Below are 20,434 nucleotides of genomic sequence, written 5' to 3' on the forward strand. Positions count from 1 at the left end.
GCGTTGCAACCTCCCAGCAACAACGCCGCAGCGGGATACAACAACGCAGAACACAGTTTTCGACGCCTGCCGAGGCTCAACTTGCCTTCCGCGCCGGGACTGCAGGCAGCCGTGCATTTTCCAGACTGTATTTTGCCATTTCCAGAGCATCTCCTTCTGTTGTCGACCTGACATGCTGCAGCAGCGTCACGCGCCGCGACCTTTCTCTCTCGTCCTGCCCGGCCTCGGCGATGAGCATCGCAAGGTCAGCTTCGATCTGGGCTCTCGTCTCGTTTTTCAGGTAGAGCAGCGCAAGACCTGCAACCTGAAATCGGCCGAAACCTTCGATGAGAAACTCACACAAAGCCGGGCTGGTGCGAAGGTGAATCCGGATTGTCTGCTCCACGCTGCGCACTGGATATTGCGGGAACGCGGCAGCGTGAATAATTGCGGATGCAAAATTGTTGAGCAGCAGCTCAGCCATCGCCTTCACTTCGTCACGGGTCGCCGTGTCTCCTTCCGTCCACTTTCGGTTGTCATAGAAATAGGGACGGAGATAAGGCTTTTCGACAAGCAACTTGAGATGATCCGATGTCTCGATCATGGCTCGCTGCACCAGCTGAATCTCCGGCTGCTGCCGGGAGTTCTCCAGCTGGCGACGCGCCATTTCGAGTTGCTCCCTCGATGCGCGCAACTGCCTCACGAAGACGGAAAAGTTCAGCAGACTCGTCAGCACCAGCAGCAGCGTCCCGGCAATGGTCACCAATGGAATCCACACCGCCAGGTTCATTGCGTGTCGCCGGGTCCAGAGTGAGTGTCATCACCTTTTTTCAATGCAGCCGCCTGCTTGGCAGCGGACAGGTAGCCCGGCTCGAGGTTGAGCAGGTTGGAAATCTTCCGCGTGAGATAATGTTCGTGCTCGGCGATCTGCCCGTCGGCGAGCGCAACACCCCACATCACTTCCGCCAGCACCAGCTTCTGGCCTGTATCGTAGCTCCTTATCAGCGCAGATGTAAACGCGAAGTGGTCCACAGCGCGCAGCCGTTCCTCTTCGGCGAGTGCCATCACTTTCGCCGTATCACCAGCGGAAAGGGCAAAGTGTCGCTCCAGTGACTGTTCGATATGGGTCCGTTCCGACGGCGAGAACTCGCCATCGGCAAATGCAATGTCCAGCAGGAGGGCACAGGCAGCGAGATGCAAGGGATCCAACACATTGTCGCCTTGTGCTTCCACCCGGCCGGGCGCGGCACGCTGGAACAACGAGCGAATTCGATCGGTTAGCATGCCGTCGATTCTAACCGATCGCCCCCCTGTGCGCGATGCGGCGAAGCCGGTTGCGCGGTATTAGATTTTCCTGCGAATCATCTGTTCTGATACTGAGCTCCATGCCCCTGGATGGAATATCCCATGATCGCCCTGACCGTTCGCAGATGTGGCTTCCTGCTGCTTGCCGCTGTTGCCGGCTGTTCCAGCCCGGGCACGGACATCATTGGCCCACCGCCGATCCCGCCGATCCCGCCGGGTCCGCCACCAATCGCGCCACTCGACACGACTGCGCCGGCTTTGCAGCGGGAGATGCGCGGCCTGTGGGTGGCGACAGTGGCAAATATTGACTGGCCGAGCAGGTCGACTCTCACCGCGGAGCAGCAGCGCGCGGAGTTGAGCGACATAATGACACGGGCTTCGACGACCGGGATCAATACAATCGTTCTGCAGGTCCGCCCCGCGGGCGATGCTGTGTATCTGTCGGCACTCGAGCCGTGGGCCGCTATCCTGACCGGGACGCAGGGAAAGGATCCCGGCTACGATCCGCTGACATTTGCGATTCAGGAGGCGCACGCGCGCGGGATGGAGCTGCATGCGTGGATCAATCCGTTCCGCGCCGGGAATACGTCAGATACCGCCAAGCTTGCCGCACTGCACCTGTACAACACGAAAAGAGATCTCGTCCGTATCTACGGCGGAAATCTCTGGATGGATCCCGGTGAGCCGGAAGTACACGATCACTCGATGCGCGTCATCACTGACATCGTACGCCGTTACGATATCGACGGCATTCACGCCGACGATTACTTCTATCCGTACGTTGTGAACAACAGCGCGGGACAGCCCCTCGCTTTTCCTGATGACGCCTCATACTCGAAATACAGTGCCGGGCTATCGCGCGGCGACTGGCGGCGCGCAAACGTGGACCGATTCGTTGAGAGGCTGAACCGCGAAGTGCATGCGATCAAGCCGACCGTGAAGGTGGGCATCTCTCCATTTGGCATCTGGCGCCCAGGTTTCCCGGCGGGCGTAAACGGTCTCGACGCATTCGCCTCGATCTATGCTGACTCGCGCAAATGGCTCCAGGAGGGCTGGCTGGACTATCTCGCACCGCAGCTTTACTGGGCCATCAGTGCACCGCAACAAAGCTTCCCTGCCCTGCTCGACTGGTGGTTCTCGCAAAACATCAAAGGCCGGCACGTATGGCCGGGGCTCGCCACTTACAAAGTGGGAGACGGAACCCCGAGCGCATTTACGATGCAGGAAATCCCGGAGCAGATTCGCACGACGCGTGCGAGGCCGGCGGGTACCGGACACCTCCTCTACAATACCACCACGACGCTCAAGCGGAACGGCGGCATGCTTGCGGCGACACTCGCGGCAGATATTTACAAAACCGGCGCACTCGTTCCGGCGGTCCCGTGGCTCGACGCTTCGGCCCCCGGCGCGCCTGCGCTGACAACGTCGGGGTCGGCAATCACGATCACGCCGGCATCGGGCGAGCGGGCGCGATGGTGGGTGATCAGGCGGCGAGCTTCGGGCTCATGGACACAGCGTGTTCAGTTTGCGACTGACCTAACCGTTCCATTGGATACCGCAACCGATCGCGTGATCGTACAGGCAGTCGATCAGGCGGGAAATGCAAGCGCCATCGCGGAGTGGAGGCGGTAGGAAGTAAGCGTAAAAGCGGCGTAATATTCTGCCAGGGGATTTTTGGCCCCGCGTCACAGGCGGAAAACGCGTCGCGTTTGCGCTTCGCTTGGACGCTCACCTTTAAGAAAATGGAGTGCATCGCCGTCCTGTCTTCGTGAGCGCTAACAGTTGCGCCACCAACAACGGCAGACTGGCAAGCGGACACCGCGTCAGTTCCGACGGTGCCGCTCCATGAAATCTGTAACCGACTTAGGCAGAAAAAGATTGTCGGCGATGGCAGCAATTTCTTCCGCCTCTCGCCAGTCCGACTCGAGCTGAGCGAGCTCTCCCTCCATCGCCACCCGCTCAGATTGTTCGTGAGCCGCCATCTCGAAAGCGAGCCGCATCTCTTCGGGATATTCGTTGATGCCGCTGTACTTCCAGCCAAGGGTCTCGCCATACTTCAGGATTCTTCGGAAATAGAGATCGGCTGACCCAGCGCGCTCGATCTCCCTGACTGCGATGTCAACGTGCGAGGCGGTCGCTCCTTCGACGTTCATCGCCGGCGCAACGAGCTGCGCAGTGTGGAGTGCTTCTGATCCGTAAAAGTCGAGAAACCTGGCGTCGAGTGCGAACCGGATTCCCCATCCCTGATCATCTGGGGTTGAAAAGATTCGCACGCCTACCGATTCGTGTTTCCAGATCCTGCGGTTAAATCCCAGCTCCGCACGTTTGACGATGAATCTTCGCGACTTTCCCAGCTCACTTTTGCGGTGGAGCGCCCGTGCGATCCCCGCACTGAGCAGCGGAGCAATGCTCACATAACCTCCACCGATCACGATCACGCCAAAAGCAACAGCCAGCCCAGTGACATGCGCAATCTGCTGTACGCGTCGCCGTCTTTCGAAGTAGCGACCGTATCGCCAGGCAGCGAACTCGGGGCGGAGTGGCTCACCGATGCGGACAAGGTCCGTCCCTTCGCGTACCCGCCCAAGTCCGATTTGATCTGTTGATGCCCGCATGACCGTTCCCCGATACTGGCGCTCGCACTCCTCGATTGCTTCCCATCGCTCCTCGATCGGAGTGAGATTCCAGCGGCCGCATTTTCCACACACCGCCCACAGGCGCCCCTTCGCTGCGTCGAACGCGAGCTTCCTTCCGACCGGGAAGTGCTCGATCGCTTCATTCGTGCCGAGCCGCGAGTGACAGAAGATGCAGGTGGAGTACATGAAGTAGCAGGAAAGTCTGACGGAATTATGACAAGATCTTAGAATCGGATCGGCGATCCCATTGGGGTTTCATTACTTGTTTCAAATCCATTTCGCGTGGTTGAGTAACAGAAAAGATCGTACGTCGCCTCCTGACGAACGCTGCTGCTGTCAATCACTTTCCGGCACCTCGCTTCGCTTGACACTATTAGATGTGCGTTCAGCAGAACCTGAACGTTAGCCAGTCAGGGGGCGCATGATCATCGGGGAAACGCGTTCTAGTGGACTGTAACTCAATTAATGGTTGCACGGATGCGATTCGTCGGATTGCTGTAAGACCATTTAATGGGCTGGCACGTCTTGTTATGCTGCCTGATGTAGTGCATCAGCTTCCGGCGCAGGTCGGTCGTGGATTTGAAGATGCCCCGGGCGATCATGTCGCGCTCGATCTTCGAGAACCAGAGCTCGACCTGGTTGAGCCACGAGCTGTAGGTCGGGGTGTAGTGGATCGTCACCCGCGGGTTCTCGGCGAGCCACGCGCCGACGGCCTTGGTCTTATGCGCCGAGAGGTTGTCGGCGATGATGTGGATTTCCTTGTGTCGGGGCTGCGTGATGATAAGTCGGCTGAGGAAGCGCAGGAACTCGGCACTCGTGTGCCGGTCGGCCGTCATCCCTTGCACATGGCCAGTCCGAATATCAAGCGCGGCGTAGAGCGAGAGGGTTCCATTGCGCTTGTACTCGAACCCGTGTCTCTCCGCTCGGCCGGGCGACAGGGGAAGAACTGGATCAAGCCGGTCCAGCGCCTGGATCGCCGACTTCTCGTCGACCGAGAACACCACAGTGTTAGTCGGCGGATCGAGGTAGAGCCCGATGACGTCGGCCGCCTTCCTCTCGAAGTCCGGATCGTCGCTCGTCATGTAGCGCTCCAAGCGGTGAGGCTTGAGCCCCGCTCGCTTCCATACCCGGGCGACGGTCATGTGGCTGACCCCTGTGGCTTTGGCCATGCGACGAGCGCTCCAGTGAGTGAACGGCGAAGGCGGCTTTTCTCTGGTGCGGGCCAGGATCTTCGCCTCGACCCTCGGATCGAGGCGGTCTGGCCGGCCGCTGCGCGGCAAGTCGCCCAGCGCGAGCAGTCCGCCCTCGACGAAACGCCGCTTCCATCGAGCGACGAAGGCGTCAGTTACCCCGTGCGTCGTGGCGATCGAGTCGTAGCTCTCGCCATCAGCCAGGGCGAGGATGACCCGGGCACGCCTGACGAGGCCGGCGGGAACGGTAGTGGAGCGCAGCATGCTCGCAAGCACCCTGCGCTCGGCGGCGGGAAGGATGATGTCCATCGCGATGGTAAACATGCCGAATCCCACCGCAAGATCAATGCTATCATTACTTCAGTTACAGTCCACTAGTGGCAACTCCGACCATGCCTGTCCCAGACACGTCCGTCGGTGCTCAGGAACGCACCCCGGTAGGCGTTGGGCCCCAGTGTAAGCAGCAACACCCCGAAATGTCCCTGAATCTGCACGATCGAATTTTTCGCGGTTGAACGGCCAAGTATACCGAAGCGCGACCGGAATCCGCGAAGGCTTGCCCCACCGGTTCCCACGAGAATCTGCTCGATCCCCCTGACGCTGTCGGCAACACCGCCCGGTGTCTGCGGCAGGAATCGTTCGTAGTGATGATCATGCCCACTCAGCACGAGATCCGCGTTACGTGCATGGAGAATGTCCCACAAACGGCGCATCGCCGGGTCGCCCTGCCGGTAGGACGAGCTGAAGAGCGGTCGATGGAAATATGCGAGGGTGCAGCCCTTTGTATCGCCTGACAGTTGCTGCCTCAGCCATGTCTCCTGAATATCGCGCTCCGCGTCACTGCCGTTGATCGCCAGCTCGCTGTTCAGGACAACTACCTGCCACTCCCCCAGGGCATAGCTGTAGTAACCTTTGCCGGCTTCCCCGGCGCGCGCTCCGAAGTAGCGGTAATAGGGCGCCCCGCGATCAGCGTACCAGTCGTGGTTTCCCATCGACGGACGAATTGCTTTCCTGATCAGCTTCGCGGTATCGCCCCAGGATGGTGTGTAACACCTCGTAAGCTGCTGATCCGAAGCCTCAGGATAGGCATGATCTCCAAGAGTGAATACCACGTTCTCGACATTTGCCGCGGAGTCCGCTCTGAGGACGCTGTCCACCAGCACCGCGGTTGCTTCGTCGCCGTCATTTCCGCAAGTCGCGATATCACCCGTTCCGATCATCAGTCGCGCCCCCGCCAGCGCCACTGCCTCAGCGGGCGAGTCTGCAGGCGGAAGCGTCCGACTCAGGCCATAGTTGCCGCCATCGCAGTTTAACAGCAGGAACGGCAGTGCAATCCATGATGCCGAATTTCTGCGCAACACCCGACGCCTCAGGACCTCGATCACGCAGGCTGTTGAATGCTCGTCAATCGTCGTGGCTTCACGTGCAGGTCAACCCAGCGCTTCAGAAGACAAAACCGAGATTCAGCAGCACCCGCCGCTCGCTGTTGTTCGTGAAGAGAACGTTGAGGTTCGTGCCGGGGTTGATGACTCCAACCCAGAACCCCGCGCCGTTGCCGGTATTCCATCCGCCGGCTGACTCTCCGTCCAGATAAACCCGGGCCACATCGATGAATCCCAATACCCCGACATCGAGTGGGAGTATCAATGGAAACCTCGCGATTGGCAGACGCAGCTCTGCTGCGCCGAATAGTGACGCGTCGCCAGCAAAACGTTGCCGCTCCTCGGTGCGAAGCGATCGCGATCCGCCGATGAAAGCCGCGTCGAAAAAAGGAAACTCTCCAAAGACCTTCTTGCCTCCTGCCCGGAGCGCCAGCACCGGTCGCGACAGCACAGGCATCGTCAGATATGACATCGCTACCGCTGACATTTCCTGATACGCGGTCTGGGCGTCCCAGAAGCCCGGATACGCACCTGCAACCATCTCCGCTTTCCCCCAAACCGCCGGAAGAGAACGTGCGGTGAGCCCTCTGGATCGACCGCTGCTGCCGCTGATCGGCAGATCACGGCTATCATACTCCATCTGGAGCTGGACACCCGCCTGGCCAAAATCCCCAAATCCGTATGGTCTCTGTTCTGAAATGAACCTGCCAGCCGTGCTGTCGGTGGACGTAAACCGGACTATCGGCCCAATCGACAGTTCCGTTCCGGGCGCGAACGAATATCCAAGCGCGGGTCGCAGAAGCCACTGTGTCTGGCGCACATCGTAGAAGTCTCCGGGCGAATCAGGGGTGTCATTTCCGAAACCTCGAAATTCACCGACCTTGATCTGCGACATGTTTGCTTCGGCCATAGTATGCAACGACGAACTCTCGAACCGCCGGTCGCCCTCCAGCCCGACTTCGAATCCCCCGATCGCAGTCGAGTATTCCAGCTCACCCTTGAGCATGGTCGCGTATGGAACCCGGCGGAATCCGTACTGGACTCGAGATACGCCTATCTTTGGGACCACGCCCAGACCATGGCCTGTTCTCACGCCAACAACCGGCGTGATGGAAGCGCCACGATCGCGCTGCGGTGGCACCAGCTCACCATAGGCGAAAACCCAAGGACGCCGATTGAAGTAGTCGTTCAGAGCTGCGGTCGGACTTGCTCTTTCACCAGCCGTGTCAGGGGCATATTTGATGTCGGCCACTGCACCCATGTCGTACATTCTCGTCGGATTTTTCTTTCCTCCAACGATCGATATATCGGTAAGCCAGTTGGTCCCGTTGCCTCCGACAATTCTGACCGGGATGCTGCGTGCAACGTTGCCGTTGACAGCTGCCCGGTCGTCGCCCCCGTGGAGGTAGATTCTTATTTCGGAGGTCTCACCAGGCTCGAAGTGACGCACGAACCAGGGAGCCCTGGTTTCCGACTGAATCCGGACAGTCACACCGCCGTTTGCCGCTCGCACGACTGTCGCCCGGTCGTCCTTGTCGGTTGCATGGATATCGCTGGTAGCCCACAGACTTTCGTAGTACCGGCGAGCTACCTCAGGCAGTTGATCGCGGCGCGCCCTGAGTGTATTGCCGAGATCGGGGGACAGCGCCGCATGCTCCCGCGGCATGGCTCGAATTGCCTCGGTTATTACAGGATTGCCTACTCTTCGAACCACACTCGCCGCAACCGAGTCCCATGCGCGTCTGTCGAGGCCAGCCAGAAGGCGGCGATCAAATTCGATCGCATTATCGAAAACAGCGGTCGGACTGGAAAGTTCACTGCGAAATTTTATGAGACTCGGCACAGCCCGCCGCGCGATATCCAGCAGGAATCCGTCGTACGAGACAAACACCTTGTCCCGATCGCGCGGAATGGGCAGCCACCGTGAACCCGCGCCTTTTTTCGCGCGTGCCCATCTCCACTGGTCGGGATGACGGTCATTGTCGCCCAGAAGGAGATCCGCAAGTCTCGCCGTGAGCAAAGCACGGCCATCCACCTGATCGTCGGGATCCTGATTAATGCGCTTGAGCAATTCCTCACTGTCGATGATGTCGACGGCGCCGCCGAATTCTCCACTTCTGTCCGGATCCTGCGGATACGCTTCGATAGTGCCCAGCACACCTGCAAAGTTTTTCCTGAATTCTCCCAATAGAGGATCGTCTGGCATCACGACGAGTCGGGGTACAGGATGAAGCACGCCCAAGGCCCTGAGAATTGGCGGAGCAATGACAGCCGCCGAGGGATGCGAGGCGCTGCCCTGGTCACGATAAACGTCCCAGATAACGGTGCCTTCATACTGGCGAGGCAGACGGCCAAAAAATGCCTTGAATACCGGCCTGAACACGAATTCGGAACTGTCAGCCGCTCCAAATCGCAGGGACCGGGTCTGCATGCCGCCGCCTTCCTTCAGCGGTGTAAGTCCGCCGGCAAAGCCCCGGAGATCCAGAACCGGCACCCGGATTGGCTCCCCCCACTGGTCGCGATAGTTGTCTCCCAGGAGGTAGCGATAGCTACCACCGGCGGCATACATGTCACTCGCCACTATGGTCACGGTATCCCTGCCCAGGATCGCCGGGGCAGGTTGCCGCTGGGAATGCAGGTGCCGCGGCAGAATGGCCATCAGGGTCAGCAGGATGCCACCGGGCAACCACCGCGAGCCGCGAAAACCGATCATTGGGAAGAGGGCGCCGCCGTGCCAATCGGCCAGCGGTAAAGGGTTATCATGGCGGCGCCTTTCGTTGCTTCATCGGCGATAGCAATGATGCTGTCGCGGCTCACAGCGACGCCTTCCGCCTGCGGGTGCCGGCCCGGAATTGTCATTGAGCGCACCAACTCACCGGTTGGAGTGACCTCGATGAGCGCCTGTTCCGGCCCGGCGATCAACACGTAATTACCCGTCACGGGGTCGACAGCAATGTCGGTGGGGTGAAGGCGCTTCCAATCATTTGGTCCAATCACGCGCTCGAGCGGAATAGTGAGCATGGACATCTGCGGCGATGCCGATGCTCCGAGGTGATAGCGGTAGATCACGAGCTGGTCGCGCAGCTTCTTCGTTTCGACATTCTTGCACGGAAGGAGCAGGACCGAGCTGCGCGGGTCGAAGGCCAGTCCCTCGAACTCGCATTCGCGGCCCAGACGGGTATCGTGCAGCGTCGCGCGCACTGTTGCGCCGTCGGCTCCCTCCTTGAACTGGTAAAGCTTGCCGTTGCTGGTGAGGAGGTACATCGAGTTCTGTGCAACCGTAATCGCCTCGAAATCTCCGCGCGTGCCGTGTTTTTCCCCGACGGAGAACCGCTTCACAACGATACCGCGGCGGGGATTGATCACGAACACCACAGCTCGCTGGTCGTTGTGCGCGAGCAACTGCCCATTTGCGGTAAGGGCGAGTCCGGAGATCTCCCGCAGCTCGCGAGGGAGGATCCACATGGCCAGCGGTGCGCCCGGTGCCAGGTCGCGCGCCGCCAGCCGGCGCGCCAGCTGAGTCTCCCGGTTGGCGAGCATTGCCGCGTCGGCCGAAGACACCTTTCTGTCATCCTTTCTGCAGCCCGCAACGGACATCAAAAGTCCCAGCGAAACTGCGACTACCTGCGCCAGCGTCATGACGAAATACCGACCTCGTCGCCAACGCCGTCGCGGCTTTCGAGATCGACTGTCGCGATCCGGTCTCCTGCCCCATCACGGATGGCCGTGAGGAGCTCATCACGGGTCGCGGATTTTTTCAGGCGCAACAGGTAATAGATCTCAGACGGCTTGCCGATGTGCTCCTCGATTTCATCGAGTTTCCAGCGTCTCGTCTTCTCCCCCAGGACGCTTTCCGCCAGCTGCTGCGCTTCCGTCACCTTATCGGTCGTAATCGTAAGAACGGCATCGAAGCGGGGGTTCTTCTTGCGAGTGCCGAGTACGTCGCTAACGCGTTCGAACCGCTCGGCCAGCGCGTCCGCGGTTTGCGGTGTCAGCGACAGCACGAGATCGCGATCCGGCACAGCGTCGTGATCCTCATTGTTCACGAGACTGTTCAGCGGTCCCGCCCATCGCGACGCCGCTGTCGGCGTAAGAACATTCCGTCCGTAATCGTATCGCCATGTAAAAAGCAGCACAAAATTGAAGACGACCGTCAGAGCGGCACCGACCGCCAGCGTTTGTACTCCCGCCGCGAAGCCGACGGCAATCGCAAGAAAGATGAAGACGACATCCCGCGTGTCCCGCAGATTGGTGCGGAATCGCACCGCCGCCACGACGCCGGCAAGGCTGAATGCCAGTGCGAGGCTGTCCCTCACGATCAGCACGATTCCAGCGACGACAAGCGGAAGGATGATCAGCGTCTGAACGACGGCCTGGCTGTGACCCGCAATCTGCCGCGCCGACATGTATACCCACGACACGGGCAGCATCAGGAGGATCGTGCCGATGAGGATGAGCGTCGTCGTTATCAGCAACTCGCCGAGGGAACCGACACCGAAGATCGAGACGACGGTGGCCGCGGGACTGGGGGTCGGCGCGGGATTGAGACCGTCCTGCAGAATGAAGGGGCTGGAGGCTGTGGACGTCTGGGTGTCGAGGCCCTTGCCGATCAGCAGCCGGTCACTCTCCGGCAGGACGTACGACAGCCCAAAAAGCAATGCGGCGAGAACGGCGTAATAGGCCAGCAAACGTCGCATCGGACGATCCGAACCCATCGCCAGAAAGTCGATGATCCGATTTAGCAAAGAAATGGTCCCCGAAAGTGCAAGTCAGGCCCGGCGTGAGAGCCGGACTGGAGTTACACATTTGATGTTAAAACTGAATCTGCGAATCTATCTCCTGTGGAGCGAGACGGCATCGGTAAAGCTTACCCTGCAAGGCCCGGTCAGGTTTCCCTCGACCGACGCTCGGCTTCATCGTCGAGTATCTGCCTCAGCGTTGCGAGCACCGGATGATCAGCGGTGTATTCCCGGCCGTACGCCAGATTGAAACGATAATCAGGGAACCGGTGATGCACGGCCATTGCCATGAGTCAAAGGCGCCACGTGTGATCGGCAACGCTTTCCTGTCGCCCGGCTGAAGTCCATCCGTTGCGAGCAGCCGTTTTCAATCCTTCCGCTGCCCGCAGGAACGCGAGAAGGCCGCCGATATCACCGGCCGACACCGGCGAAACCGAGTCACCCGCCGGGGCATTCGTGTCAGATGCGTCGTTCACTGAGTTTTGTTCGCGACGAACAGGTCGTACGACCCGGGCTCCAGATCGGAGTGGTCGAAAGGAACAATCCGGGTTTCGAATCCGACTTCTGACATTACGCGAAGCCAGTCGGAGCGGGAGAACAGTCCTTCGATGTGCCGGTCGTGCTCTACCCGCACCGATCCATCTTTTGCCCTGATGAGATAGGCGTAATCCACAGTGCAGGTGGAATCGGAAGGATGGGGATCCCACGCCCACTCGAGGAAGCGCAGCGCCCCGTTCACCCCGTCGTTGCCTCCGTGGTCGGTGGAGGGCCGAAAGTTCTCACGGACGTGGTCGGGTGCAAAGACGGCGAGACCGCCGGGCTTGCAATATACGAACGCTGTCTCGACTGCCTGGCGGAGATCGGTGTAGGTGGTCATGTACGAGATGGCGTCGTGGACAAACACGCGATCGAACTGGCGGCCCAGCCGCACAGTTCGCATGTCCCCCTCGGCGTGCTCGCATTCCGGATTGAGCGCGCGGCTCACGTCGAGCATGCCGGTCGAGCGGTCCACCAGAGTCACGGCACCGAAATGAGCCTTGAGATGAGATGCATTATTGCCGCCACCGCTGCCGAGCTCGAGGAGCGTAAGCGAGGCATTGGCGCCGAGCAGACCGGCGTAGAATGCCGCTTCCTCGACATACTCATGAGGCGCGGACATGAGCGCCCACCAGGGCGCGAGATCGGTGTAGAGTCGCGGCTGAGAGGGAGGAGAAAGGTCTGCAGCCATTATATGGGACCCCATAGATATCTCGTTGCCGCCTCGGACCCTGCCCGTTGCAATCGTGCCCTCGACTTCACGACATCGCGACGCTTTCGGCGCTCGCGTCCAGCCTCAGATCGCGAGATGCGGTTGTCAGCAACGCCCGGGTTGCTTCGGTCGCATAAACCAGGCCCCACAAATAGGAATCCATCTATTCGCCATACATCTCCGTGATGAGGCGCCGGAGCGTGCCGGCCTTTGAATCGGTAAGGTTCCCAAGCTTGCGGCCGATGCGTGATTTGCTGATGGTGCGGATCTGGTCGACGGCGATCTCCGCGTCGCGCCGGCCGGCTCGTACGGCGAGCCGGGTGCGCCAGGTGGGGTGGAGCTGTGTGGTGAGCGGACAGACAGTGACCGTCTGGAGGTGTTCATTGAGCTCGTCGAGGCTGACGATCACGACCGGGCGCGACTTCGCCATCTCGGCGCCTCGTGCGGGATCGAGCGCCGCCCAACGGATGTCGTAGCGTTTCACCCGGCGCCCGAGCGTCTGCGGGCGGTGTGATTCGGCTCGCGCTCGGCGACGCGGGGCAGTCTTTCCGTGTCCCAGGTGATCTCATTGAGACCGTCGCCATCGGCTGCGTCCCACTCGGTCCAGTCCTCGACGCTGGTCGCCATTTCCCGTGCCGTTTCGAGAAATGAGAGCTTATGGCTCGCCGCACCCCGTAGGCGGAGGAGGATGCCTTCAGTCTTCTCTTCCATGACGACGCTCTCGCCGATGTGGTACCTGGCAAGAGTTGCGGCAGGGATGCGGACGCCGCGGGAGTTTCCGATGCGGGCGACTTTGAGTTCTACCGGCTTCATGTAATAACAGTAGTTACGTATGTGGACGCGGTCAACTGCGCCCACGACCGCGCGAGCGTGTGCGCGGTTCGGCAACGCGTCTCGACGGCACTCGACGCGACTGTACAGGCGCGCGCAGTTCGAACGCTCCCACATCGAGCCACAGCCGCCGGTTTATCCGCGAGGTACGTGAGTCGATCAGTGGCACGATCGCTGTGAAGAAGTAACGTCCCGGGGCAAGCGAGTCTCCAAGCACCTCGGGTCCAGTAACCTGCCGCGTCAGCATTCGACTCTCTCCCGGTGCAAGACGAACAGGATCGGGCACGGGCACACAACTCCGCGGAGAAATCCAGACGGGAGCCGGGGGCGCGGTGCGCTGGGCATCGGCGCTTCGATACGCGTGCAGCACGATCGGACAATCGCGCGAGATGTAGCGGGTCAGCTCGCCCCTCCGTCCACCGTTGGTGACGTCGACCCGGACATCGAACGTCTGGCGAGGCGCTGTGACTTCGTGAGCTTCGCCATGGTAGCGAAATCCGTCGAGGGGATAGTCGGGCCTGACAACGAATCGAGAAGGGACGAGCATGGCATGGCCACCGCTCAAAACCGTGGTGTCGCCATTCAACTCTAATCGCACGCTGAACGAATAATCTCCCGCGGGCAGGGAATCGCCGTAAATCTGCGGTAGCGGAACTCTGGTGTTCAGTCCTCCAAACCCCGGTTTCGTCTCCGACTGGCCGGGCGCAAGCGTAATGCCGAACAGAATCGCTTCACAGTCGTACGCGGTTGCGGTCGGCCACCCAGCTCGGTGTTCAGATCTCCACACGGGACCTCGTCCGTTGCGCAAGCCGCGATACGCTCTCAGGCTGACGGCACACGCACCATACTCAAGGCGAACCATGCGGGATGAGATGTTTCGCACGGTGACTGCAGCACGAAGAATATGCGCAGGTGATTCACCAGCAGAGTCCCGCGCCACGTCGAGCTTGACGGCGTACGACAAGTCGCTGTGAATGTCAGCCAGCGGAATTGAATCGCGAACTTCCGCATCCGACAGTCGAGGGCCGACTTTTGACGGTGATGGCAGCCCGTGCCTGCTCAAGGAAGTCCCGCCGGCGGGCAGTGCGATACTGCTCACCTTATCCGCGGGAGGGCGATTCCCTGAACACCCTGCCAGCGCGGCAAGAGCGGCGGCAAGCGCGCCCCTGATTGTCAGCGACCGCAAGGGTCGATCCGGGCGCGCTGTAATTGACCGCAAGCAATCAAGGGAGTTCACGCACCGGACTTTCCTGTGTGCGGTCTATTGAACGCGAACCGTTCGCGACACGGAACTGCCGTCAGGCTGCATCGCGCGGACGGTGAAAGGGTTCGAGAACGGAGGCGTCGCCTCGTAAGTTTGCGGATCCTTTCGGATGTCGTCAGTGCACAGGCCGTTTGGGCCGGAGCTATCGCGTCCGCGGGCTTCGAACGACAGTTCGCCCGGACGACGGGTGGCAACCAGTCTCTCGAACCTGCGGCACCCGCCGCTCATGACCGTAAGCCTCACGGTGAACGGCGCACCGGGGGACGCAGACTCAGGCACAACGAAATCGGTGATGGGAAGTGTTACGTCTCTGGCGGAGCTGAACGGATTGGTGCATGCGGCGCAAAACGCGAGGAGTCCGAATATCATCGAACGGCGGGAGTATCTCATCGTGAGAAACCTGGTCAGAGGATCACCGTTTACCATTCCGTGAAGTGCCACGGGATGATTACGTTTTGCACTCGCGAACTATTGGGCTTTGCCGCTTCGCCCCGCCCATGTATCTATTTGCTGACCTGTCGCGCGCTTTCTGGCTCCTGAGCGGAAAGCCCTGCACTCGAATTGTACGTTGTGGGAATGACTGACGTAACCGCCACAGGTCCAGCCCGGGCCGGCCGCCGCGAATGGATCGGACTCGCCGTGCTCACGCTTCCGTGCATGCTGCTGGCGATGGACCTCACCGTTCTGCACCTCGCCGTACCCGCACTGAGCGCAGACCTCCAGCCCAGCAGCGCTCAGCTGCTGTGGATCGTGGACATCTACGGATTCCTGATTGCTGGCTCGCTTATCACCATGGGCACGCTCGGTGACAGGATCGGTCGCCGCAGACTCTTGCTGATCGGCGCTGCATTCTTCGGCGCGGCCTCGGCGCTGGCCGCGTTTTCAACCACCGCCGAAATGTTGATTGCCACCCGCGCCCTGCTGGGAATTGCAGGTGCGACGCTGATGCCGTCCACGCTGGCGTTGATCCGGAACATGTTTCATGATCCCGGCCAGCGCACGGTTGCCATCGCAGTGTGGCTGAATGCTTTCATGATTGGGAGCGCAATTGGCCCGGTGCTGGGCGGGCTGTTCCTCGAGCGGTTCTGGTGGGGTTCGGTATTTCTCCTGAACGTCCCGGTAATGGCGTTGCTGCTGGTGCTGGGGCCATTTCTCCTTCCTGAAAATCGCGACCCCGACTCCGGTCGGCTGGATCTGATCAGTGCCGCTCTTTCGCTCACTGCGATGCTGGCGGTCATCTATGGAATCAAACGGGTCGCACAGGACGGACCCGGCCCCGAGTCCATGATCTCAATCGTGGCCGGCATCGCAGCTGGGCTGGTGTTCGTGTACCGCCAGCGAAAACTCGCCGATCCGCTCATCGATCTGCGGCTCTTTCAGGTTCCGGCTTTCACCGCATCTGTTGCGACTCAACTTGTCGCGCTGCTCGCAATGGCGGGCATCTATCTCTTCGTTGCGCAGTACCTCCAGCTCGTCCTTGGTCTCTCACCATTTCGCGCGGGCCTTGCGCTACTGCCATCGACGATTGCAGGAATGGCCGGATCGATGCTGGCCCCGCTCAGCGTACGACGGTTTCGTCACGCCTACGTGATGGGCGCGGGCCTCATCCTCTCGGCGGTGGGGATGGCCGTATTGACGCGGGTCGGGGACGGGTCAGGGCTGACTGTCATTGTGACTGCGTTCGTGATCATCTCGGTGGGACTCAGCGCGACGATGACGTTGACCACCGACATGATCATTGGTGTCGCTCCGCCCGCGCGCGCTGGCGCCGCATCGGCAATCTCGGAAACGAGCAGCGAGCTTGGTCTGGCACTCGGCATCGCCATCCTCGGCAGCATCGGTACCGCCGCCTATCGCCGTATCATGAGCGGAGACGTGCTGGCCGGTGTGGATCGGGAAGCAGCAGAAAGCGCGCGGGCAACGCTCGGGGGCGCGGTGGACATCGGCAACGGACTGAGCGGCGCGGAAGGCATCGCGCTTGCCGATACAGCGCGCGGTGCATTCGCGCAATCGCTGGAGCTGGTTGCCGGCATCGGCGCTGTGATGGTGCTGGCGATGGCGGTTGTGGTGGTTATCATGCTGCGGCGCGTGAGGCCTGGTGCAGACGCCGTCCGAGAATCGGAGATGACTGCGGCAGCGTGAGCTACCCGCTACCCGCTACCTGCTACCCGTTACCCGCTACCCGCTACCCGCTACCCGCTGCGGGTCGAGACATAGTCAGTTCGAATCCCTCGTAAGGGATGCCGGCAGAATTCCCTTTGGGCCGAACTTGTCCCTCACCCGGTCGACGGTTCGGGCAACCAGGCGGTCGCGATCCGTTTCCGCCGACAGATCAGCACCCGCAGAGAACAAGATCATCTGATCAGCTTTTGGATCATGCGCCAGGGCTGAAAGGGCAACTCCAAGCAAACGTGCGGGCACCCGGCGCACACCACGCAGTTTCGCCAGCAGCTCACGGGCCACACGCAGAATGACGCGATCTGACACAACCGCCTCCGTCAGAGTTCGTCGCGCGGAACGTGTACGGAAATCCATGTCGCGGATGCGCACCGTGATCGTCCGCGCGGCGAGGCCGGCGCCGCGTAGATCGAATGCCGCCTGCGTGACCAGCGCCAGCAGTTCGCGTTCAAGGTCACTGTCTTCATGCAAGTCTTCCGCGAAGGTTTCATCGCGGCTGATGCTCTTTGCTTCGCCGCCTGACTCCACCGCCGAATCGCTGACGCCGTGCACCCGGTCCCAGAGCCATTCCGCCTCTCTCTTCCCGAACCACTGCCGGAGCGTGGTCAGCTCGTGTCGAAGGACATCAGGGACGGTTGTCATTCCGAGTTTTGCGAGCCGCTCCTGAAACTTCGGCCCAACGAGCGGAAGTTCGGCGAGCGCGAAGGTACGCAGGAAAATTTCTTCCATTCCCGGCTCGACGATGTGCACTCCATCTGCTCCGGTGCCCGGTTTTGGCTTGGCGCGCTCGACAGCGAGCTTGGCGATGAGTTTGTTCGTACCTCCGCCAATCGAGATCGATACCCCGGTCTCGTTATGAACGGCGTCGCGCGCCCGGTGTGCGGTACGGGCGAGGTGCTCATGGTGATAGACGCGCTCGGTGCCGCCAAGGTCTAGATACCACTCATCGATACTCGCGCCCTCGATGCCGGGGGCAAAGCGTTCCAGCACCCTCCGGATCTCGCCGCTTTTCGCCGAACAAGCCTTGCGTGGCACGGGCACGCACATCGCGTCGGGGCAAAGTCTGAGCGCCCGTGCGATGGGCATCGCGGAGCGGACACCGAACTTGCGGGTCTCCCATGAGGCAGAACAGACAACGCCGCGGCTTTCGCGCGATCCGCCAACTATCAGCAGCGGAGCCTGGCCGGCGCCGTTGGGGTCGATCATCCGCGCAACCGCGACGTAGAATGCGTCGGCGTCGGCGAGCAGGATTCGCCGCGGGATGTCTGGCACTCAGCGTCTTCCTTTAGTCTCACAGGTGATATGGACACCGAGACCACCGAGACCACTGAGACCATCTGGGAAAAACCTCACCAGCGATTCGGCGGCGGGCGACGGCTCACGCGAAACGCTTGAGCGACCGCTCGCGTGCTTTCCGGGCCTCCTCTTCACGATTCTTCGGCGCCGCGGTCGTGCTCATTGAATGGACGAGCCGGTATGCCGCGGCGGTCACTTCGTCCACCGCGCAATCGAAAGCCGCTTCGTTCGCGCGGCTCGGTCGGGTCGTCCCGCTCAGCTTGCGGACGAACTGAAGCGCCGACGCGCGAATTTCATCTTCGGTTGCGGGCGGCTCGAAATTGACCAGTGTCTTGATGTTCCGGCACATTCTGCAATCCTCGTTCAATGGTTACAGGGACGACGAACGTTCCCGCGCCGCTCCTGGGCGCGAAGTCGCCAGACCAGAAGGCGCAAGCACCGATTACCGCGACGCTGCTTCCGTTGGAGATCACCGCAGACGCCGGAGCTCCGCTTCCGATACGATGAATCCGAAGCCAGGCCAGCCTCCCGAACGAACCGAGCGCTCAAACCAGCTCCTGGCGCGGGCCGTATCTCCCTTGACCAGGAACCAGTTGCCCACGCCATAGCTCAACGTTGCTATCTGGACATCTGCTGTGTCGGCCGGCGTGAAAACCTGGTCGGGGCCGATCTCGCCGCGGTAAAGCTTGAGCCGTCGCGCGTACGCATTGGATACCGCCAGCGAATCGGGGCGCCTCGCCAGCATCGCCTGCGCGTCGGTGTTCCGTCCCGCGCGGGAGAGCGACATCCAAAGCCAGTCAGTCGCCCCAGCCAGTTCCCCAGCATCAGGCGCGCGCCCCTGAGCCGTCGCAAAAGCTGCTGCTGCGCCAGTGAAATCTCCGCGCGCGAAACGGACAACGCCGAGGTGATACCAGATGCCGTAGATCGTGCTGTCGAGTCGACTGCCGCGGGTCAGATCGGCCGCCGCGCGATCGAAGTCTCGCACAGTCAGGTATCGATGACCGCGCCAGCGCAGCAGCAAAGGATTGTCCGGCGCGATTGCAAGGCCGCGGGTGAAGGTTGCGATTGCTTCCCGGAATTGACGGGCACCCGACTGGGCGACGCCGAGCTGAATGATTTTCTCGACGCTGCGCGGATCGGCGGCGAGGGCGACCTCAGCACGAGCAATCGCACCGGTGTCGGGCTGCGATCGATACACGATCCCGGCGGGCGAACGGTATTGAACCGAAGGGCCCCCTTCAGTCAGGCCGTTCGACTGAGCTCTCTGACTACACGCTGTGGGGAAAATCACCAGCAGCATCAACAGCGCGATCCGAATCAGCATAGTCGTACCTCGGTCACCAGATGTGGGATGTCTTTCATCGCATTCGCACATTTCCGCATTACTCGACCCGTCTGGCCGATTCCGAAAGCATAAGCGCCTTGCTGTCGAGTAGCCAGTTCACGGCCTCCCGTGCCGCATCGACGGCGGTGTACATGGGTTTGAATCCAAGCAATGCCTCCGCCTTCGCTACGCTTGCGGCGGGAGAGTGCACGATGTGGTCGTGGGTGATCAATGCTTCCTGTGCGGTTACGGTTGTTCTCCACTGGTCCCAAGGCAGAAACTCGAGGCACGCATCGCGCCCGAACCATGACGACGCCGACTTTGCGTAGTCAGTCATCGTAACCGGTTCGCGCGCCGCGACGTGAAAAGCCTGGCCGACTGCGGCGTGGGGCTGGCCGAGCGCGAGTTCGAACGCCTGCGCTACATCGTCGGCATGAACGTGCTGGAGTGTCGCCATCCCCTCGTCTGGAAGAGCAACCTTGTCCCCCTGCGCGAGGCGTGCAAAAACCGTCAGATCGAGGTTACCCGCCGGATTGACCGGAACCCAACCCGCACCGGTGATGTGACCGGGGTGCAGCACCGAAGCTGGAAAGCCGCTGCCCGCGGCTTCAAGCAGGAATCGCTCGATCTGTGCCTTCCGGATGCCGTATTCGCCAAACGGTTCCCGCAGAGCGGTCTCGTCGTATGGACGCGACTTTGGAACGCCGTGCACCCACAAGGTGCCGCAGTGCAGGAAGAGCTCGACCCGGTCGCGGAGCGCATCAACGAGATGCGCCGCTGAGTCGAGAGTGAAGCAGATGAGATCGATGACGACGTCGGGCGAGAGCGTCGCGATCGCGCTACCGAAAGTGCGGTCGGCCTCTGCCGCCGCGCGATCGATGCCCACGTGTTGAACGTGGCGCCATGCGAGGGACTCGTGATAGGGTTGCCGCAGGCCGCGGCTGACGGCAAGTACTTCGTGTCCCGCCATGACGAGACGCGGAACCAGATAGCTGCCGATGTGGCCGGTGGCACCGATGATTACAACGCGCATGGGTGCGTGAGTCGAGGGTGGTGAATAC

General features: G+C 61.0%; 21 protein-coding genes. 2 read left to right on the plus strand and 19 right to left on the minus strand.

Going from position 1 to position 20,434, the window contains the following annotated elements:
* Positions 1-76: 76 nt before the first annotated feature.
* Together WKF55_03035 and WKF55_03040 are read right to left on the minus strand one after the other, a co-directional pair.
* Entirely contained in the window at positions 77-769 is a 693-nt protein-coding gene (locus WKF55_03035) for a hypothetical protein (protein MEJ7758550.1), read from the minus strand.
* Positions 766-1,263: a TerB family tellurite resistance protein gene (locus tag WKF55_03040; protein ID MEJ7758551.1), complete on the minus strand. Its 498-nt coding sequence runs from the start codon at positions 1,261-1,263 to the stop codon at positions 766-768. Before WKF55_03040 ends, WKF55_03035 begins: the two co-directional genes overlap by 4 nt.
* A 123-nt stretch (positions 1,264-1,386) precedes the next feature.
* Here WKF55_03040 and WKF55_03045 point away from each other — a divergent pair, with 123 nt between their 5' ends.
* Positions 1,387-2,916, plus strand: a complete 1,530-nt coding sequence (locus tag WKF55_03045) for a family 10 glycosylhydrolase (protein MEJ7758552.1) — start codon at positions 1,387-1,389, stop codon at positions 2,914-2,916.
* Between the two features lie 191 nt (positions 2,917-3,107).
* Here the strand turns inward: WKF55_03045 and WKF55_03050 are convergent, their stop codons facing one another.
* The 13 genes from WKF55_03050 to WKF55_03110 all read right to left on the minus strand — a co-directional run bounded on the left by WKF55_03050 (position 3,108) and on the right by WKF55_03110 (position 15,016).
* Entirely contained in the window at positions 3,108-4,106 is a 999-nt protein-coding gene (locus WKF55_03050; GenBank protein ID MEJ7758553.1) for a hypothetical protein, read from the minus strand.
* Positions 4,107-4,378: 272 nt separating this feature from the next.
* A complete protein-coding gene (locus tag WKF55_03055; GenBank protein ID MEJ7758554.1) occupies positions 4,379-5,446 on the minus strand; it encodes an IS630 family transposase in 1,068 nt (355 codons plus the stop codon).
* Positions 5,447-5,484: 38 nt separating this feature from the next.
* Positions 5,485-6,468 (minus strand): metallophosphoesterase, encoded by a 984-nt coding sequence (locus WKF55_03060; protein ID MEJ7758555.1) that lies wholly within the window; start codon positions 6,466-6,468, stop codon positions 5,485-5,487.
* Positions 6,469-6,553: 85 nt separating this feature from the next.
* Positions 6,554-9,205 carry a hypothetical protein gene (locus WKF55_03065; GenBank protein ID MEJ7758556.1) on the minus strand — a complete coding sequence of 884 codons (2,652 nt, stop codon included), beginning with the start codon at positions 9,203-9,205 and terminating at the stop codon, positions 6,554-6,556.
* Complete coding sequence (locus WKF55_03070) at positions 9,202-10,131, minus strand: hypothetical protein (GenBank protein MEJ7758557.1); 930 nt, start codon at positions 10,129-10,131, stop codon at positions 9,202-9,204. Before WKF55_03070 ends, WKF55_03065 begins: the two co-directional genes overlap by 4 nt.
* Positions 10,128-11,189, minus strand: coding sequence for a DUF4956 domain-containing protein (locus tag WKF55_03075; protein MEJ7758558.1), 1,062 nt, complete (start codon positions 11,187-11,189; stop codon positions 10,128-10,130). The genes WKF55_03070 and WKF55_03075 overlap by 4 nt, the downstream gene beginning before the upstream one ends.
* A gap of 188 nt (positions 11,190-11,377) precedes the next feature.
* Positions 11,378-11,521, minus strand: a complete 144-nt coding sequence (locus WKF55_03080) for a hypothetical protein (protein MEJ7758559.1) — start codon at positions 11,519-11,521, stop codon at positions 11,378-11,380.
* 3 nt (positions 11,522-11,524) lie between these two features.
* A complete protein-coding gene (locus tag WKF55_03085; GenBank protein ID MEJ7758560.1) occupies positions 11,525-11,707 on the minus strand; it encodes an HD domain-containing protein in 183 nt (60 codons plus the stop codon).
* Positions 11,704-12,459, minus strand: a complete 756-nt coding sequence (locus WKF55_03090; protein ID MEJ7758561.1) for a class I SAM-dependent methyltransferase — start codon at positions 12,457-12,459, stop codon at positions 11,704-11,706. Before WKF55_03090 ends, WKF55_03085 begins: the two co-directional genes overlap by 4 nt.
* Before the next feature lie 184 nt (positions 12,460-12,643).
* On the minus strand, positions 12,644-12,964 hold the full coding sequence (locus WKF55_03095; protein MEJ7758562.1) for a type II toxin-antitoxin system PemK/MazF family toxin: 321 nt from the start codon (positions 12,962-12,964) through the stop codon (positions 12,644-12,646).
* Positions 12,961-13,293 carry a hypothetical protein gene (locus WKF55_03100; protein MEJ7758563.1) on the minus strand — a complete coding sequence of 111 codons (333 nt, stop codon included), beginning with the start codon at positions 13,291-13,293 and terminating at the stop codon, positions 12,961-12,963. The genes WKF55_03095 and WKF55_03100 overlap by 4 nt, the downstream gene beginning before the upstream one ends.
* A gap of 31 nt (positions 13,294-13,324) precedes the next feature.
* A complete protein-coding gene (locus tag WKF55_03105; protein ID MEJ7758564.1) occupies positions 13,325-14,497 on the minus strand; it encodes a hypothetical protein in 1,173 nt (390 codons plus the stop codon).
* Between the two features lie 75 nt (positions 14,498-14,572).
* On the minus strand, positions 14,573-15,016 hold the full coding sequence (locus tag WKF55_03110) for a hypothetical protein (GenBank protein MEJ7758565.1): 444 nt from the start codon (positions 15,014-15,016) through the stop codon (positions 14,573-14,575).
* 135 nt (positions 15,017-15,151) lie between these two features.
* On the opposite strand from WKF55_03110, the gene WKF55_03115 reads away from it, so the two are divergent.
* Positions 15,152-16,717, plus strand: coding sequence for an MFS transporter (locus tag WKF55_03115; protein MEJ7758566.1), 1,566 nt, complete (start codon positions 15,152-15,154; stop codon positions 16,715-16,717).
* A gap of 75 nt (positions 16,718-16,792) precedes the next feature.
* On the opposite strand, the gene WKF55_03120 is transcribed toward WKF55_03115, so the two are convergent.
* From WKF55_03120 to WKF55_03135, 4 genes are all read right to left on the minus strand, one after another.
* On the minus strand, positions 16,793-18,025 hold the full coding sequence (locus WKF55_03120) for a DNA polymerase IV (protein MEJ7758567.1): 1,233 nt from the start codon (positions 18,023-18,025) through the stop codon (positions 16,793-16,795).
* Positions 18,026-18,131: 106 nt separating this feature from the next.
* Positions 18,132-18,398 (minus strand): DUF2277 domain-containing protein, encoded by a 267-nt coding sequence (locus tag WKF55_03125; GenBank protein ID MEJ7758568.1) that lies wholly within the window; start codon positions 18,396-18,398, stop codon positions 18,132-18,134.
* Between the two features lie 120 nt (positions 18,399-18,518).
* The gene (locus WKF55_03130; protein MEJ7758569.1) at positions 18,519-19,373 is read right to left on the minus strand and encodes a tetratricopeptide repeat protein; all 855 of its coding nucleotides are present in this window, start codon (positions 19,371-19,373) and stop codon (positions 18,519-18,521) included.
* Positions 19,374-19,431: 58 nt separating this feature from the next.
* Positions 19,432-20,406, minus strand: coding sequence for an NAD-dependent epimerase/dehydratase family protein (locus tag WKF55_03135; protein MEJ7758570.1), 975 nt, complete (start codon positions 20,404-20,406; stop codon positions 19,432-19,434).
* Positions 20,407-20,434: the final 28 nt, after the last annotated feature.

The organism is Gemmatimonadaceae bacterium, assembly GCA_037721215.1.
Taxonomy (GTDB): domain Bacteria; phylum Gemmatimonadota; class Gemmatimonadetes; order Gemmatimonadales; family Gemmatimonadaceae; genus UBA4720.